Annotated in this window: 14 protein-coding genes; 4 read left to right on the top strand and 10 right to left on the bottom strand. The window is 69.2% G+C overall.

Translation table 11 applies throughout. From position 1 onward, the window contains the following. Positions 1-68 precede the first annotated feature (68 nt). Positions 69-566, top strand: a complete 498-nt coding sequence (gene tamR / locus ACGF3H_RS20370) for a MarR family transcriptional regulator TamR (RefSeq protein WP_188181585.1) — start codon at positions 69-71, stop codon at positions 564-566. On the opposite strand, the gene ACGF3H_RS20365 is transcribed toward tamR, so the two are convergent. Further along, entirely contained in the window at positions 525-1,292 is a 768-nt protein-coding gene (locus tag ACGF3H_RS20365; RefSeq protein WP_362497937.1) for a response regulator transcription factor, read from the bottom strand. The two genes, tamR and ACGF3H_RS20365, sit on opposite strands and share 42 nt — an antisense overlap. 290 nt (positions 1,293-1,582) lie before the next feature. On the opposite strand from ACGF3H_RS20365, the gene ACGF3H_RS20360 reads away from it, so the two are divergent. Then, positions 1,583-2,038 (top strand): GNAT family N-acetyltransferase, encoded by a 456-nt coding sequence (locus ACGF3H_RS20360; protein WP_362497940.1) that lies wholly within the window; start codon positions 1,583-1,585, stop codon positions 2,036-2,038. Positions 2,039-2,068: 30 nt separating this feature from the next. Here ACGF3H_RS20360 and ACGF3H_RS20355 read toward each other — a convergent pair whose 3' ends face one another. From ACGF3H_RS20355 to galT, 6 genes are all read right to left on the bottom strand, one after another. After that, the gene (locus tag ACGF3H_RS20355) at positions 2,069-2,728 is read right to left on the bottom strand and encodes a hypothetical protein (protein ID WP_362497943.1); all 660 of its coding nucleotides are present in this window, start codon (positions 2,726-2,728) and stop codon (positions 2,069-2,071) included. Further along, positions 2,728-4,905, bottom strand: coding sequence for a hypothetical protein (locus tag ACGF3H_RS20350; RefSeq protein ID WP_362497946.1), 2,178 nt, complete (start codon positions 4,903-4,905; stop codon positions 2,728-2,730). The genes ACGF3H_RS20355 and ACGF3H_RS20350 overlap by 1 nt, the downstream gene beginning before the upstream one ends. Before the next feature lie 5 nt (positions 4,906-4,910). Then, positions 4,911-5,360 carry a hypothetical protein gene (locus ACGF3H_RS20345; RefSeq protein ID WP_362497948.1) on the bottom strand — a complete coding sequence of 150 codons (450 nt, stop codon included), beginning with the start codon at positions 5,358-5,360 and terminating at the stop codon, positions 4,911-4,913. Between the two features lie 397 nt (positions 5,361-5,757). Further along, positions 5,758-6,921: a galactokinase gene (gene galK / locus ACGF3H_RS20340; protein ID WP_393816517.1), complete on the bottom strand. Its 1,164-nt coding sequence runs from the start codon at positions 6,919-6,921 to the stop codon at positions 5,758-5,760. 43 nt (positions 6,922-6,964) lie between these two features. Next, complete coding sequence (galE, locus tag ACGF3H_RS20335; protein WP_362500670.1) at positions 6,965-7,927, bottom strand: UDP-glucose 4-epimerase GalE; 963 nt, start codon at positions 7,925-7,927, stop codon at positions 6,965-6,967. Next, a complete protein-coding gene (gene galT, locus ACGF3H_RS20330) occupies positions 7,924-8,985 on the bottom strand; it encodes a galactose-1-phosphate uridylyltransferase (protein ID WP_362500668.1) in 1,062 nt (353 codons plus the stop codon). Before galT ends, galE begins: the two co-directional genes overlap by 4 nt. A 178-nt stretch (positions 8,986-9,163) precedes the next feature. On the opposite strand from galT, the gene ACGF3H_RS20325 reads away from it, so the two are divergent. Together ACGF3H_RS20325 and ACGF3H_RS20320 are read left to right on the top strand one after the other, a co-directional pair. Then, positions 9,164-10,843, top strand: coding sequence for a sodium:solute symporter family protein (locus tag ACGF3H_RS20325; RefSeq protein WP_362500666.1), 1,680 nt, complete (start codon positions 9,164-9,166; stop codon positions 10,841-10,843). A 21-nt stretch (positions 10,844-10,864) separates the two neighbouring features. Further along, entirely contained in the window at positions 10,865-11,170 is a 306-nt protein-coding gene (locus ACGF3H_RS20320; RefSeq protein ID WP_362500664.1) for a hypothetical protein, read from the top strand. Positions 11,171-11,700: 530 nt separating this feature from the next. Here ACGF3H_RS20320 and ACGF3H_RS20315 read toward each other — a convergent pair. The 3 genes from ACGF3H_RS20315 to ACGF3H_RS20305 form a co-directional block, all read right to left on the bottom strand. Beyond that, a complete protein-coding gene (locus ACGF3H_RS20315) occupies positions 11,701-12,375 on the bottom strand; it encodes a response regulator transcription factor (RefSeq protein ID WP_362500060.1) in 675 nt (224 codons plus the stop codon). A gap of 199 nt (positions 12,376-12,574) precedes the next feature. Then, complete coding sequence (locus ACGF3H_RS20310) at positions 12,575-14,458, bottom strand: PQQ-binding-like beta-propeller repeat protein (RefSeq protein ID WP_362500061.1); 1,884 nt, start codon at positions 14,456-14,458, stop codon at positions 12,575-12,577. A gap of 43 nt (positions 14,459-14,501) precedes the next feature. Then, positions 14,502-16,259: a PQQ-binding-like beta-propeller repeat protein gene (locus tag ACGF3H_RS20305; protein WP_362500062.1), complete on the bottom strand. Its 1,758-nt coding sequence runs from the start codon at positions 16,257-16,259 to the stop codon at positions 14,502-14,504. Between the last annotated feature and the right edge of the window lie 240 nt (positions 16,260-16,499).

Here is a 16,499-nt window from a genome sequence, read left to right as displayed (position 1 = left end):
TTTATCTCGACGTCAAGATGATTGATACCAAGAGACTTCACATCGACACAACCACTACACTGATCGTCATGGAGGACGAGGTCGATCGGCTGGTCGCAGCGTGGCGCCGGGAGCGCCCGGACCTCGACGTGGAACCGCTCGAGGTGCTGAGCCGGGTGAGCAGGCTCGCGCGGCACCTCGACCGCGCACGCCGGCTGGCCTTCTCCGAACATCAGCTCGAGCCGTGGGAGTTCGACGTGCTGACGGCGCTGCGCCGCGCCGGCACGCCGTACCAGCTCTCCCCGGGCCAGCTGCTCACGCAGACCCTGGTCACCTCCGGCACGATGACCAACCGCATCGACCGCCTCGCCAAGAAGGGCCTGGTGGAGCGCCTGCCCGACCCCAGCGACCGGCGCGGCGTGCTGGTCCGGCTCACCGACGAGGGCCGGGACCGCGCCGACCAGGCCCTCGCCGGGCTGCTGGACCAGGAGCGCGCGATCCTGGCCGAGCTCTCCCGGGCCCAGCGCAGCGAACTGGCCGCGCTGCTACGCCAGCTGACCGCCCCGTTCGACAACATCCCCGGTTAGGTCCGCCGGCCCCACCCCGGCCCGGCGCGCCAGTGCCACGGCGGCGAGGGTGGAGTGGACGCCCAGCTTGCCCAGCACGTTCTGCATGTGGGTGCGCACCGTGTGCGGGGACAGGTACAGCCGTTCGGCGACGGCCTTGCGGCCGAGCCCGGCGACCATGCAGCGCAGCACCTCCCGCTCGCGCGGGGTGAGCGACTCCACCAGCCGCTCGCTCTCGGTCCGGTGCCTGCGGGCCGCGGTCAGCTCGCGCAGGACGCCGGTGAGCAGCGCGGGCGGCAGATGCGTCTCGTCGCGCAGCACTCCCCGGATGACGCTGAGCAGCCGTGACAGGGAACAGTCCTTGGCGACCCATCCGCAGGCGCCGGCACCCAGCGCCAGGGCGGCCCGCCGGGGGTCGTCCTTCTCGGCGAGGACGACGATCCGCACGGCCGGCTGGGCCGACCGCACCCCGGTGACCAGGGAGATGCCGTCCACCAGCCCGTCCTCGTTGCCGTCCCGCACGGGCACGGCCGGCCGGGCGCCGGGCACCCGGCCGCCCAGGTCGGCGTCGACGAGCAGCACGTCGAACCTGCGCCCCTCGGCCGCGGCCCGCTCCAGGCAGCGCAGCGCGGCCGGACCGCTGCCGGCCGCGGAGACCTCGACGTCCGGCTCGGCGGCCAGGGCGGCGGCGAGCGACTCGGCGAAGATGCGGTGGTCGTCGACGACCAGGACTCGGATGCGAACCACGGAACCCCCTTCCCCACGCTCCCGGAGAGCAGGGGATACATCGCCAAAGGACGACACCGGCGCGGGCACGGGGCCCGAAGCCCCCGTATCCGACCTCGTGTTCGGTACCGGGGACGGGTCGCCGCAGCCGCACGGCCGCCGCCGTGCGTAACCGCTACCCCCGTCCCGGGCCCCGTACCCGGCTGTCTCGCCCCCTGATCGGCACCGGCCCCCACCGGTGCTGTCCATCAGAGTACGGGCGGGCGGCGGGAGCGGAAGGTTATTTGCAGAACTGACAGCCGGGCACGTTTATGGTGAGCCGCATGTTTCGTCTTGTGACAGAAGTAGACAAAGCACGGCGCGATCTGCTGCGCACCCGCCTGCGGGAGACGAACACGGCCGCCTCCTCGATCCTGCGTTCCCTGCGCGGCACCCCTCACGAACGCGAATTCCCCCTGCACGTCTGGGCCCTGGACGACGGGGGCGGTCTCGCTGGCGGTCTGGTCGGGCACACCTGGGCGACCTGGCTGCACGTGACCTATCTGTGGGTGGACGGCCGGTGCCGGGGCACGGGGCTGGGCGCCGCGCTGCTGGGCGAGGCGGAACGGGCGGCCCGCGACGAACGGGGCTGCGGGGCGGCGCGCGTGGAGACCTGGGACTTCCAGGCACCGGGTTTCTACCGCCGGCGGGGTTACGAGGTGGTGTGCGTGATCCCCGAATACCCGCCGGGGATCACCGAGTACACCCTGGTCAAACGGCTGGGCTGAGCCAGGAGAGGCGATCGGGCTCAGACCGTCTCACCGATCCCCGTAGCGGGGCAGCTCCTGGGAAAAGCTACGGGGCATCTTGCACTCGGCCGTCTCGTATGCGTGCGCGGCGAGCTGGTACGCAAAGTCGGTCAGATGCTGACGCAGCGACTCCCCTGCGGCCTTGGCCTCTCCATACACCCAAACCTCCCCGACCACCGCATACGGCTGAGAGGCGTTGTAGGAGGGGACACTGGGCGGAGCGCAGGGCACGTACACGGAGGAGACCGTACTGGAACCTGTCAGGGCAAGCGCCTCTACGTCTCCCGCGGATACGCGGATGACCTGATGCTGCCCGCCGGGTCCTCGATAATATTCGAGCCATTTATCACGAGAAAGCGGTTGTACTCGCGCTTTCCCGGATAGCGTTGAGTCGTCACTGGTGGTGACATGACAAGAGAAGGACAGATCGGCTCCGGCGCCTCGAATATCAGAACCGCTTTCAGCCTCTCGCGCCTCCGGCAGCACGCGTTTCACCACGTCCCGGTCGAGCGCACCCTCGCACATTCTCTCCGGGAGTAGATACAGGCCCTTGTTGAGAAATATCCATCCACCACCACACAGCAGGCCAAGAGCCACAAAGAAGAGGGATACAACTTTCACATTACCCCGGAAGGCACGTGCTTTGTGACGCCACTCTCCCTTCTCCACTAGGGTCGCTCCTTCGTACTGCTCAGGTATTCGCTGCTTGCGTCCCAGCCTGCATTGACAGCATTGCGAACGAGAGCATCGGTGCCATCCTTGGGCAAGTTCACGTGATGTCGAGCGAGCGCGTCTTCAGTCGACCACTGCGTTTGCTGATTGACAGAATCCCGCATCGCGTACAGGTCCTTGGCACTCATATACAGCCCCTCGTCCTTGGCGCCCTTCATCTGCTGGCCCTCAATCAGGCGATCGATGGCAGCACCCGCAACAGCACCAGCCCCTCCGCCGACCACGGACCCCATGACCTCGCCGCCCAGATGTTCGGGAAGCTTCAGGCCGGCCAAGCCGATCGCGGCCCAACTCTTGGCGAAATCCCCCTTCGCCTTCAGGGCGTCGTTGTAATCCTTCTCGCCAGCTACCGCAGCCTTTACATCACCATCTGCCACGGAATGCCCGACGAGACCCTCGATAATTCCTGCATTTCTGCCGATATTTTCGATCACTTGCTCACGGGGGCCGTCAAACAAGGACGAATCAGAAAGATGCGATTCAAGGAGACTGCCGGTATAGATACTTTCACCGTAGATGATCCCGGCTCTGCCTGCCGGATCCGCGGCTGTCGCCGAGAGGAACCTCACCACATCAGGAACACGCTCACCTTGGAACGCGTCAGGCGCTCCGCTGTTCGTGAGGAAGACAGAGTCCGAGCTGGGACCGGCCAGGGCTTGACTGATCTCCGGCATGTAAGCGGCTGCCATGTCCCCGAAGCTCTCGCCCAGCCCCTTGGTCACAAGTTCCTCACCGCTGTCGGGCCGGGCCACCGCGTTCATGATATTGGCCATGATCTCGGCCTGTGCCGCACTGTGGGGCGGGGCCGTGGACGGGGTGTCACCGGCCGCAATTCCAGTGACCGCGCTCTCCAGGGCACGCCCAAGGGATTCTCCTCGGTCCATGTACCTGGTGGTCCCGAGCAGGTGGTCCAGGTCCGACTTGGATTCGAAGGCGTGCTCAGCCGCCTCGGGGTTGTGCGAGAGGCCGTCGAACAGCCCCTCCAGCGGGTCCCGACCGTTCCCGTCGCCAAAGACAAGATCCACAGCGTCATAGCCCTTGACCCACAAGTCATTGGCACCCGAGCCTCCCGCCGCCTTGTCCGCCTTGAAAAGCTTCTCCCGGTAACCGTCGAGGAACTCGGTGTCGAACTGGCCCCGGTGCATGAGACTGCTGATCACCTGAGAGCCGAGAGCACCGAACGGGCTCATTGACCCCGTCGCTTTGAAGCTGGTGTTGCTCTCGGCGATCAGGTCCTTCTTCCAGTCCCGCATGGCGTCCGATTCCGAGAAGGACGCTGTGGCCAAGGTCAGGCCCAGATTGGTCTGCATGTCCTTCATCGCTTTGAGTTCCGCGCCCTGGGCACCGGCATGACTATGAGTCATTTCGGTCCAGAACTGAAGCGTTCCCTTGGCCCCCAGACGCTTCGCAAACTGCTCAGCGAACAGGGGATCGTCGTGGTACTTCTCCATCGTGCGGGTGAAGGCGGCGATGTCGTTCAGGGACATGCCAGCTGGGTCCTTGCCCATCCTCGCCAGACCCTCCGCAGCCGCAATGGCCTTGGCAGCCTCATCGCGGTCTGCATAGGAGGAATCGGCGAAGCCGTACTTGGCCTGATCCACGAGGAGCCTCAGGGCCTGCGCAGCAGTTTTGTCACTCTCCGTCGCCTTCGCGAGAATGCCCTGGATTTCTTTACAGAAGGCGTCAACCACTTTCTGGTCCGTGGCGCCAGTTTTTCCACTGGGATCGCTCGCCCAGTCAGGCCTGGTGTTCCCGACCACAGAAAATGTCCCGTTACCAGTGTCCATCACGGTCAGGTGCTGATCCGTGGCCCGTTTGATAGCGTCGTTCAGCTGGGTCCTGTAGCTGATGAGTTCGCCGCGTGTGTCGCTGAGGATGTTGGCGATGGAGTTGGCCTCCGCGTGCGCGTCGGTGAACTCGGCCGCAGTTTTCGCGATGAACTCGCGGCTGACGGTGGCATTGACGCCCGCCCACCTGGCTTTTTCTGCTTTCGCCTTGAGGTTGTCCTCGGCATCCTTCCCCAGCTCGGCGAGCTTCTTCGCCATCTGTTCCCAGTCGGTGATCGCTTCACCGAGTTTGGCGAGGTTGCCGTAGCGCAGGGCGTCCAGGTCCATCGGAGTCAGTTGCCTTTTCGGTCGTCGAAGCCCTCGTCGAGGGTGGCAATGCTGCTGACCACTCCGGCGATGTAGGACTCGTCGGCTGCGTGCCGGTTCTTGGTGAATCGCAGGTGGTTGGAAATGTGGGCACAGGCGTCCAACAGCGTCTTCGCCTGTTCGCCCCAACGCTGCGTCACATGATCCAGGGCACTCCCCAGAGCGAAACCCTCGCCCTTGAGGCCACCCGCAGCCGTCTCGGAGGCGACGCGTGCGTGCCCACTCCAGCTCGTGAAGTCATCGAACAGGTCATGGGCCGCTTTGCCCACCGCTTGGAGGTCCTCATGACCTGCTACGAGGTCTCCCTGGGTACCACCGCCGCCTCCACGGTCGGCCGGGTACTGGTTGAGCTGCATCTGTACGGACTGCCGATCAGCCGCCTGGGCCTTCAGTTGCTCCCACTCATCCCACGCCATATGTGATCCCCCTGTGGCTTCGGCGCGCCCCAGACCTCCCGTACTGACAGCGAAGACATTAGCCGACCGCCGTCAAGTGGCGTGCCTGCCCCCGCACTTCGCCATCGAGAGCGGACCTGGGTTCCTGGGGCGGTGTCGCAGAGGCGACACACGTTGCTCGAGCGGGAGGCTGACCCGGCGCGCGTGACACAGCCGTGATCGCGATCAGCACGTCGCAGCCGAGGGCCACCCTCACGTTCAACCGGTCACGGGGCCTGCTCACCCAGTTCCGCCCTCGCCGGGGCGTGTCCCGGGTCCGTGAGCGGCCTCCATCGGTGGTCGCGAAGTCCGATGGAGATCACGTCATGCAGAGGACGGTACGAGCTCGTGAACGACAAGTTCCAGAAGCACGTCTCCGTCACGCCACCCGTCGCGCGCCCGCCGAGGGCACCGCCTCGAACACCCGGGGAGCGGTGAGGCCGGCCCCCGCGAACGCCTCCTCGACCGCCTTGGTGACGCCGTCCACGTCCGCCGTCTCCACCAGCACGATCGCCGAGCCGCCGAAGCCGCCGCCGGTCATCCGCGCGCCCAGGGCACCGGCTTCCAGGGCAGTGTCGACGACCAGGTCCAGCTCGGGGCAGGAGATGCGGAAGTCGTCCCGCAGGGAGACGTGGCCCTCGACGAGGACCGGGCCGATGGCGCGGGTGTCCCCGGACTCCAGCAGCGACACCACCCGCTCCACGCGCTCGTCCTCCGTGACGACGTGGCGGACCAGACGGCGCACCTCCTCCTCGTCGCCCAGCCGCTCGAGCGCCGCGTCCAGTTCCGCGTAGGGCACGTCCCGCAGGGCGTCGACGCCGAGCAGGGCGGCGCCCTTCTCGCAGCCGGCCCGGCGCTTGCCGTACTCGCCCTCGCTGTGGGAGTGCTTGACCTGGGTGTCGACGACGAGCAGGCGCATGCCCTCGGCGGCCAGGTCGAAGGGGATCTGGCGCTGTGAGAGGTCGCGGGTGTCCAGGAACAGGGCGTGTCCGGCCTCGCAGCAGGCGGACGCCGTCTGGTCCATGATGCCGACCGGTGCGCCGACGTAGACGTTCTCGGCGCGCTGGCACAGGCGGGCCAGCTGCCAGCCGCGCAGCCCGAGGGCGTACAGGTCGTTCAGCGCCAGGGCGACGACGATCTCCAGGGCGGCCGACGAGGACAGGCCCGCGCCCGACGGGACGGTCGAGGCCAGGTGGATGTCGGCGCCGGTGATCTCGTGCCCCGCCTCGCGCAGCGCCCAGACGACGCCCGAGGGGTACGCCGTCCAGGACGTGTCCGCCTCGGGGGTCAGGTCGGCGACGCGCAGCTCGACGGGGCCGGCGTCGATGTCCGCCGAGTGCAGGCGCAGGACGCCGTCGTCGCGCCGGGAGACCGCGGCGACCGCGGTGTGCGGCAGGGCGAACGGCATGACGAAGCCGTCGTTGTAGTCGGTGTGTTCGCCGATGAGGTTGACCCGCCCCGGCGCCGCCCACACCCCCTGCGGCCGGTCCCCGTACAGCTCGCGGAACCGGTCCCCGACCGCCTGCGCGACAGCCTCGCTCATGCCCTGACCCCTCGCCCTTCCGTCTTCTCCACGTACTGCAGGTCTACTTCGCGTGCCGCTGCGCGAACTCCCACGCGTCGGCGACGATTTCCGCGAGGTCCGCGCGGGACGGGTTCCAGCCCAGCTTCTCGCGGGCGGTGCCGGCCGACGCCACCAGGGTGGCCGGGTCGCCGCCCCGGCGGGGGGCCACCACCTCGGGGATCGGGTGGCCCGTCACCCGGCGGACGGTCTCGACGACCTCGCGGACCGAGAAGCCGTTGCCGTTGCCAAGGTTGCAGATGAGGTGCTCGCCGGGGACGGCCGCGGCCAGGGCGAGCAGGTGGGCCTCGGCCAGGTCGGCGACGTGGATGTAGTCGCGCACGCAGGTGCCGTCCGGCGTCGGGTAGTCGTCGCCGTAGACGGAGATCGCCTCGCGCCTGCCCTGCGCGACCTGCAGGACCAGGGGGATCAGGTGCGACTCGGGGTCGTGCCGCTCGCCGTGGGCGCCGTACGCGCCGGCCACGTTGAAGTAGCGCAGCGAGACCGCGCCCAGCCCGTGGGCCGCCGCCTCGCCGGTGATCATGTGGTCGACGGCCAGCTTGGAGGCGCCGTACGGGTTGGTGGGCCTCGTCGGCGCGGTCTCGACGATCGGCACCTCGTCCGGCTCGCCGTAGGTGGCGGCCGTGGAGGAGAAGACGAGCCGGCGCACGCCCGCCGAGCGCATGGCCTCCAGCAGGGCCATGGTGCCGCCGACGTTGTTGTCCCAGTACTTCTCGGGCTTCACGACCGACTCGCCGACCTGCGAGAACGCGGCGAAGTGCAGGACGCCGTCGAACGAGGCGTCCAGCCATTTGGCGGCGTCGCGGATGTCGCCCTCGACGAACGTGGCGCCCGCCGGGACACCCTCCCGGAAACCGGTGGAGAGGTTGTCGAGGACGACGACCTCGTGGCCCGCCTCCAGCAGATGCTGGGCGACGACGCTGCCGACATAACCGGCCCCGCCCGTGACCAGGTACTTCCCACTCATGAACTCGCTACCTCTCGCAGTCGCTCGGCCGCGCGCTCCGGGGGCACGTCGTTGATGAACACGTTCATGCCGGACTCGGAGCCCGCGAGGAACTTCAGCTTGCCGGACGTACGGCGAATAGTGAAAAGCTCCAGGTGCAGCGCGAAGTCGTCCCGCGTCACGCCCTCGAACTCCTCCAGCTGCCCGAACGGGGCCTGGTGCCAGGCCGCGATGTACGGCGTCGGGGGCTCGCCCTCCCCGAAGATCCGGTCGAAGCGCCTCAACAGTTCCAGATAGACCTGGGGGAACTCTGTGCGCGCCGCCTCGTCGAGGCCGAGCAGGTCGGGCACGCGCCGCTTGGGATAGAGGTGCACCTCGTACGGCCAGTGCGCCGCGTACGGCACGAAGGCGACCCAGTGCTCGCCCTCCAGGACGACCCGCTCACCCGCCAGTTCCTCCTCGACCACCGCGTCGAACAGGTTCCCCCCGCCGGTCGCCTCCTTGTGCGCGGCGAGCGATCGGAGCATCAGGGCGGTGCGGGGGGTGGTGAACGGGTAGGCGTAGATCTGCCCGTGCGGGTGACCGAGCGTCACACCGATCTCGGCGCCGCGGTTCTCGAAGCAGAAGACCTGTTCGACGGAGGGCAGATGCGACAGCTCCGAGGTGCGGTCCGTCCAGGCGTCGAGCACGAGCCGGGCCTGTCCCTCGCTCAGGTCGGCGAACGAGGCCTTGTGGTCGGAGGTGAAGCAGACGACCTCGCAGCGGCCGGAGTCGCCGGCCAGGGAGGGGAAACGGTTCTCGAAGACCACCACGTCGTACGACGCGTCGGGGATCTCGCTCAGCCGCTCACCCGCGGACGGGCACAGGGGGCACTGGTCGGCGGGCGGGTGGTAGGTGCGGCCCTGGCGGTGCGAGGCGACGGCGACCGAGTCGCCGAGCAGCGGGTCGCGGCGGACCTCCGAGGTGGTGACGGTCCGCTCCAGCGGGCGGCGGTCCACGGCGTCCCGCACGGCATCGTCGCGCAGGTCGTAGTAGACGAGCTCGCGACCGTCGGCCAGCCGGGTCGAGGTCTTCTTCACTGCCGCACTCCTCTACACCCACACCCAATCACTCAACACAATCAAACATAACACATCACAACCAATCAGCACCCCGATCATCACAATCAAACAAAGAACATCACCAGAAGTGTTCAATTACTGAACGCGGGGGCGTAGGTTCCGCTGCGGATCAGTTCGCGCAACGAAGCGAGTTCGTATGCATACCCCCACATATCTAGCCGCGGAGCTTCGACTCCCCACCAACTGGCTCGACTACACGATCCTCGGGATCTACTTCGTCGTCGTCCTCGGCATCGGCTTCGCCGCCCGCCGCTCGGTCAAGACCAGCCTGGACTTCTTCCTGTCCGGCCGGTCCCTGGCCGCCTGGATCACCGGTCTCGCCTTCATCTCGGCCAACCTCGGTGCCACCGAGATCCTGGGCATGGCCGCCAACAGCGCGCAGTACGGCGTCTACACGACGCACTGGTACTGGATCGGCGCCATCCCGGCGATGGTCTTCCTCGGCCTGGTGATGATGCCGTTCTACTACGGCTCCAAGGTGCGCTCGGTTCCGGAGTTCCTCCTGCTCCGCTTCGACAAGGCGGCACACCTGCTGAGTTCGATCCTGTTCGCCTTTGCCGCCATCCTGATCGCCGGTGTGAACCTCTACGCCCTCGCGATCGTCGTGGAGGCGCTGCTCGGCTGGCCGGAGTGGGTGGCCATCGTGGTCGCCGGCTTCTTCGTGCTGGCGTACATCACCCTCGGCGGACTCTCCTCGGCGATCTACAACGAGGTCCTCCAGTTCTTCGTGATCATGGCGGCGCTCATCCCGATCACCATCCTGGGTCTGAAGAAGGTCGGCGGCTGGGACGGCCTGTCCGACTCCCTCACCCAGTCCCACGGCGCCGACTTCATGACCTCCTGGGGCGGCACGGGCATCGGCAGCGCGAACCCGCTGGGCGCCAACTGGCTGACCATCGTCCTCGGCCTCGGCTTCGTGCTCTCCTTCGGCTACTGGACGACGAACTTCGCCGAGGTGCAGCGCGCCCTGTCGGCGAAGAACCTCTCGGCCGCCCAGCGCACGCCGCTGATCGCCGCGTTCCCGAAGATCTTCATCGTCTTCCTGGTGATGATCCCCGGCCTGGTCGCCGCGGTCCTCGTCCCGAAGATCGGCACGCCGGGCTCGGACCTCCAGTACAACGACGCGATCCCGTACCTGATGCAGCAGCTGCTGCCCAACGGCGTGCTCGGCATCGCCGTGACCGGTCTCCTGGCGGCCTTCATGGCGGGCATGGCGGCGAACGTCTCCTCCTTCAACACGGTCTTCACCACCGACATCTGGGCGAAGTACGTGGTGAAGGACCGCGACGACGCGTACTACGTGCGCTTCGGCCGCCTGATCACGGTGATCGGCGTCCTGGCATCGATCGGGACGGCGTTCCTGGCCTCGTCCTTCTCGAACATCATGAGCTACCTCCAGACGCTCTTCTCCTTCTTCAACGTGCCGATGTTCGTGGTCTTCATCATCGGCATGTTCTGGAAGCGGGCGTCGATGAAGTCCGGCTTCTGGGGCCTGATCGCGGGCACCACGGCCGCGATGGTGAACTACTTCGTCATCTACAAGCAGGGCATCATCGACATCCCCTCCGACCAGGGCGCCAACTTCGTCTCGGCGATCGCGGGCTTCGTCGCCGGAGCGGTCGTCATGGTCGCCGTGTCCCTCTTCACCAAGCCCAAGCCGGTCGCCGAGCTCCAGGGCCTGGTCTACGGCACCCGCTCCCCCGGCATGTCCGAGCCGCCCGCCGAGGGCGACGACGCGTGGTACCGCAGGCCGGCGCTGCTGGGCTGGGGCGCGGTCGTGCTGGCCGCCGTCTGCTACATCCCGTTCTCGTTCTGATCGCGAGAGGATTGAGAGAACATGTCCGATTCCTACTCCGACAAGAACGTCCAGGACGAGGTCTCCGAGCTGGAGAGCAAGTCCGCGACCGCGGCACGGCTGTTCGACATCCGGCGGATCATCGGCGGGCTGTTCGTGGTCTACGGCGTCATCGTGACGATCGCGGGCTTCGTGGCGTCCGACGACGACATCGACAAGGCGCAGGGGGTGAACATCAATCTGTGGACCGGGGTGGGGATGCTGGTGCTGGGCCTGTTCTTCCTGGCCTGGCTGAAGCTGCGGCCCATCGCCCCGCCGACGCTGCCGCCGGACGACGCGAAGAAGTGACGCGGGGTCAGTGACGCGGGGTCCCTGTCCCGACGTTGTGGGGCACCCGGCGCGGCTGTGGGCCGGGGGTGGGTGGCGTGGCCCGGCGCTGCCGGGGTGCCGCTGCGCCCACCCGTGCCGCCCCAGCGGCACGACTGCCCGCAGCTGGGGCGGGACGGCTGCGCGTGCGGCTGCCCGCAGCTGGGTGGGGGACGGCGGTCAGACGCGTACGGCGGGAAGGGGACGTATCGGGGGGTGTCCGCCCGCAGCGGTTGGCGCGTCAACGCCCCGCCTGCTGGAAAGGGACCGATTCCGCGCCGTTCCGAGGACGGACACCCCCCGGCGCGGCCCCGACCCACACACCACGCACCGCGCTACGCGCACCCCCACCGAACCCGCACAGGCCGCCGCAGGCACCCCGCACCCCGCACCACCGCCGCAGCCACCCCGCACGCGGCACCACCGCCGGAGGCACCCGGCACCCCGCACCCCCACCGACCCCGCACAGGCCGCCGCAGGCGCCCCGCACCACCGCCGGAGGCACCCGCTGCTCAACCGCCGGAGGCACCCGCTCGGTCCAGCAGGCCCGTTCGTGCGGCCAGCGCGGCCGCCTCCAGGCGGGAGCCCACGCCCAGCTTCATCAGGACCCGCTGCACATGCGTGCGCGCGGTGGAGGGCGCGATGCCCATCCCCGCCGCGATCAGCCGGGTGTCCTCCCCGTCGGCCACCCGGACCAGCACCTCGACCTCCCGCGGCGTGAGCATCTCCAGCAGCCGCTGCCCCTCGTCGTCCGGCTGTGCCGCCGGATTCAGCAGCTCCCCGAACGCCCCCTGGAGCAACGCCGGCGCCACCGCCGCCTCACCTGCCCGCGCCTTCATGATCGCCCGCTCGACCCCCTCGATGCGCTCGTCGTGCCGGACGTACCCCGACGCCCCCGCCGCGAACGCCGCCGCGATCCCGCGCGGACTCGGCACCGGCCCCAGCACCAGCACCGCCACCTGCGGCCGCTCCCGCTTGATCCGCACCACCGGGTCGAAGATCCCCGGCTCGGCCGGTGTCGCCGTGCCCAGCAGGCACACCTCCGGCGCCCGGCTGATCACCAGCTCCGCCGCCCCCGCGGCAGGCGCCGCCGCGGCGAGCACCCGGTGCCCCCGCAGCTTCAGTGCCGAGGCCAGCGCCTCGGCGAGCAACCGGTGGTCATCGACCACCATGAGCCGCACTCCCATAGAGCAACCCCCACTCCCCCAGCCCGCGGCCCCCCGGCCCCCGGCCCCGCCTCATGCCCCCGGAAGCTACACGCTGGTGCGGTGTCGCGCTGCCCCTACCGGTGAGAACCGCCCCGGAACGCGGAAATCCCTCGCAGCACGGCCCCGCCCCTGAGCAGGGGCGGGGCCGTGAGACGCACGACGGGCGGGCGGCGCGGCGTCAGCCGCCGGTGCCGAACGCGACCGCGAGGTACTCCTTCTCGCTCGTCCCGCCGCTCAGCTCGCTGGCGTACACCTCCGACATGTACAGGTGTCCCTGCGAGTAGAGGACCTCGGAGTACTCCGGCGACATGGACATCTCCGCGTCCTGGACCGGCTCGGTGTCCGGGTTCTCCAGCAGCGTCGTCTGCTTGAACGACTTGCCGTCGATGCTGACGACCTGGTCACCCTTGCTGTACGTGCGCTTGTAGGCGATCACGTTGTCGCCGTCCATGCGCAGGGGGGTGATCGTGTAGTCGTCCCCGGCGTCGGCCCGCTGCCCGGTCTGCTTGCCGGTGAGCAGGTCGAAGGCGACGACCTCGTTGGTCTGGCTGTACGACTCGCCGCTGCCGTCGTGCTCCTCGGTCGGGATGTAGAGCCGGTCCGTGCCGACGGCCAGCCCCTGGCAGTTCTCGATCTCGGTGATCGTCTCGCAGCTCGCCGCGAAGTCGTCACCCGGTGCGGAGATGCGCGTGCGCAGCTTGCCGGTCGCGTTGTCGATGGAGAAGAAGTCCGAGATGCCGCTGCCGTCACCGGCGGAGTCACCGACGTCGGCGACCACGACGAGCGGGTTGGTCGAGACGACGCCCGCGTACTCGATGCCCGTGGCCATCTTGTACTCGGAGAGCACCTTGCCGGTCTTCGGGTCGAGGGTCTGGATGTTCAGCTGCGGCGCGTCGTACGAGCCGCACCGGCGGACCGCGACCAGCTTCTCGCCGCCGCCGTAGCCGGAGTCGGAGCAGGAGTCGGTCGTCTTGGGAGACCAGAGCAGCTTGCCGGTGGCGGCGTCCCAGGCGACACCGCCGCTGTTGCTGCCCGCGGCGACGGTGCCGCCGCTGATGGTGACGTTGTCGAAGGTGATCAGCTGGTCGCCGGCCTTGGCGGTCTTGGTCCACACCTGCTTGCCCGCGTCCAGGTCGATCAGGGCGAGCTGCGTGCAGGACTGCGGGTCGTTCTTGGCCGGCATGGCGGGCTTGTAGATGACCGCCGCCTTGTTGTCGGCGGTGACGTACTTGCTGGCCCCGCACACCGGGCCGGGGAGGTCGACCGTCCAGAGCTTGGACCCCTTGACGGGGTCGTAGCCGACGACCTCGCCGACGCCGCTCTTGGCGTACACCTTGTCGGTGAGCCAGGAACCGGCGGTCGGGATGCTCGACTGCTCCTTGGTGACCGGGGGGGCAGGCACCTGGAAGAGCACCCTGGCGGTGGGGTCGGCGGGCGCCTTCTCCTTGCTGCCGGAGGCCGTGCCTCCGCCGCCCTTCTCCTCCGTGCCGCCCTTGCCGTCGTCGGCGGTGGTCTTCTTGTCGTCCTTGCCGGAGGAGTTCGCGTACCAGACGCCGCCGCCGATGATGAGGGCGATCGCGACGACGGCCGCGACGATGATCGCCAGCGAGGCGTTGATCTTCCGCCCGCCGCCCGTCCCGCCGGGCTGGACCGGCATCGGCGCGGTCGCGTGCGGATACCCGTAGCCCGGCTGGCCGGGCTGCCCCGGCTGACCGTACGGCGGCGTCGGCTGCCCGTAGGGCCCCGGCTGCTGCGGCTGCCCGTACGGGCCCGGCTGACCGGGGTAGCCGTACCCGGGCTGGGGCGGCTGCGGGGCCTGCGGATAGCCGTACGCCGGCTGCGGCGGGGCCGGCGGAGCGGCGGGCGGCTGCGGGGCCGCCGGAGGCGTCCCCGGGGCCTGGGGGTAGCCGTACCCGGGCTCGGGGGCCTTGCCGAGGTTCGGCCCCGACGGCGGGACGGAGGGCTGGGCCGGCTGGGCCGGCTGCGGCGGCTGGTCCTGCGGCGGGCCGAAGCCCCCTCCCTGCGGGGGCTGGTGGGGCGGCGGGGGCGGGGGCTGGGTCATGGTGTGAGTACCTCGGGGAGCGAGACGGCGGGGGCGAAGAAGGTCACTTGCCGTAGGCGAGCATCAACTTCTCCTTCGCGTCGTCGTTCCCGGTGAGGCGGGTGGTGGAGATGTAGAAGCGCCCGTCGGCCCAGTCGATGTCCCGCGAGTAGAAGCTGTCCTCGATGTCCGCGGCGCCCTGCGGGTTCTGCAGCAGCTTGGCCGGCGTGTGGCTGCCGCCGCCCGTCGGGATCGACACGACCTGGCCGCCCGCGTCGTACGACGGCTCCACGTAGGCGACGAGCGCGCCGCCCTCGGCCTTCACCGGCAGCATCGACTCCTCCGCGGGGGACTTCGTGCGCCACTTCTCCTTGCCGTCGGCGAGGTTGATCGCGACGATCTCGTTGGCCCCGGTGGTGGCCTCCGTCGGCAGGTAGAGGGTGTTGTCGGCGACGACGACGCCCGTGCAGCCCTGGAGGTCGCGCTCGAGGATGGCCCAGCCGCACTCGGGGGCGAAGTCCTCGTCGACGCCGACCTGCGCCCGGACCCGGCCGGCGGTGGTGAAGCTGGAGATGTTCCAGACCTTCTTGTCCTCGTTGGTGGCGTAGATGACGAGCGGGTCGACGGAGTAGGCCCGGGCGACCTGCCAGCCCTTCTCGTACCGGTAGGTCCACAGGGCCTTGCCGGTCTTCGGGTCGAGGCCCTGCAGCTCGTCGTGCGCGTTGTCGCCGCCGGCGCCGCAGGAGGCGACCTGGACGAGCTTCGTCGCGCTGCCCGCGAAGCCGGCGGGGAAGCAGGCGTCGCCGTACCGCTTCTTGTCGTACAGCTTCTTGCCGCTGGTGACGTCGTAGGCGGTGCCGGACTGGGAGCGGCCGACCATCAGGGTGTTGCCGCTGACGGTGAGCTCCAGGGAAAGCGTCGAGTCGAACAGTTCGCCGTCCGCGACGACCTGCTTCCAGCCCTGCTTGCCGGTGGCGAGGTCGATCTGCTGGAGCTGGTTGCACTCGGCGCGGTCGCTCGAGCCGCTCATGTAGGCGACGACGACCGTGTTCAGGGCCGTCTTCTCCGGGGTGACCGCGCAGACCTTCTGCGGGAAGGTGATCGGGTCCCAGGCGGGTTTGCCGTCAGCGACGCCGTAGGCGAAGACCTGCTTGTACGCCACCTTCACCGCGGCCTTGTCGGTGATCCACATGCCGTCGGCGTCGGCGCCGGAACCGGGGGCGTCGGGCGCCTCCTTGTACCAGAGCACCTTGGACTCCCCGGCCTGGCGGCCCTCGTTGAGGTCCTCGGGGTCCTCGCCGCCGTCGCCGCTGCCGTCACCCGGGTCGACCGGGGCGCCGCCGGAGGCCGAGGGCTTGGCGTCGTCGCTCTTCTCTGCGACCGGCTTCTTGTCCTTGCCGTCGTCCCCGGTGCCGGTGACCGCCCACACGGTGCCGCCGATCACGAGCAGGGCCGCGACCGCGGCGCCGATCACGAGGGCCGGCTTGCCCTTGAAGGGGTTGCGGGACCCTGAGCCGCCGGGCGGCGGGGTGCCGGGACCGCCGGGGAACTGGGGCTGCGGGTAGCCGTAGCCGGGCTGCTGGCCGTAGGGACCCGGCTGCTGGGGCTGGGCGTACGGACCGGAGGCGTACGGGCCGGGCTGCGCGTACGGGCCGGGCTGCTGCTGCTGTGGGTACCCGTACCCCGGCTGCGGCGGGCCCTGCGGAGGCTGCGGCGGTGGGGGCGGAGGCGTCTGCGGCGCTCCGAAACCACCGGCCGGCGGCGGGTTCTGCGGTGCTCCGAAGCCACCCGGCTGCGGCGGCTGGTTGGGCGGCTGGCTCATCAGCGCGTTCCCCCTTATTGCTCACTGATTTCGCGCCACGACCCGAGGTACGCGCTGGCCCCGGAGTCGTCGTCGGGCGGTCACTCAGACAGTCTTCAGACGGCCCTTTCTATCACCCGGCACCGACAGCACACCGGGCCGCGTCCGCCCCTGTTCCCAAGGGAGAACGGGCCCGTGATGCCTCCGTTACGCGCCTTCACGCCCCCTTCACGCGCTGCGCGCCCCGCACGCGCAACGGCA

It is taken from the genome of Streptomyces sp. NPDC048185 (assembly GCF_043202495.1).
Taxonomy (GTDB): domain Bacteria; phylum Actinomycetota; class Actinomycetes; order Streptomycetales; family Streptomycetaceae; genus Streptomyces.
This window is presented reverse-complemented; position numbering and strand designations above follow the sequence as displayed.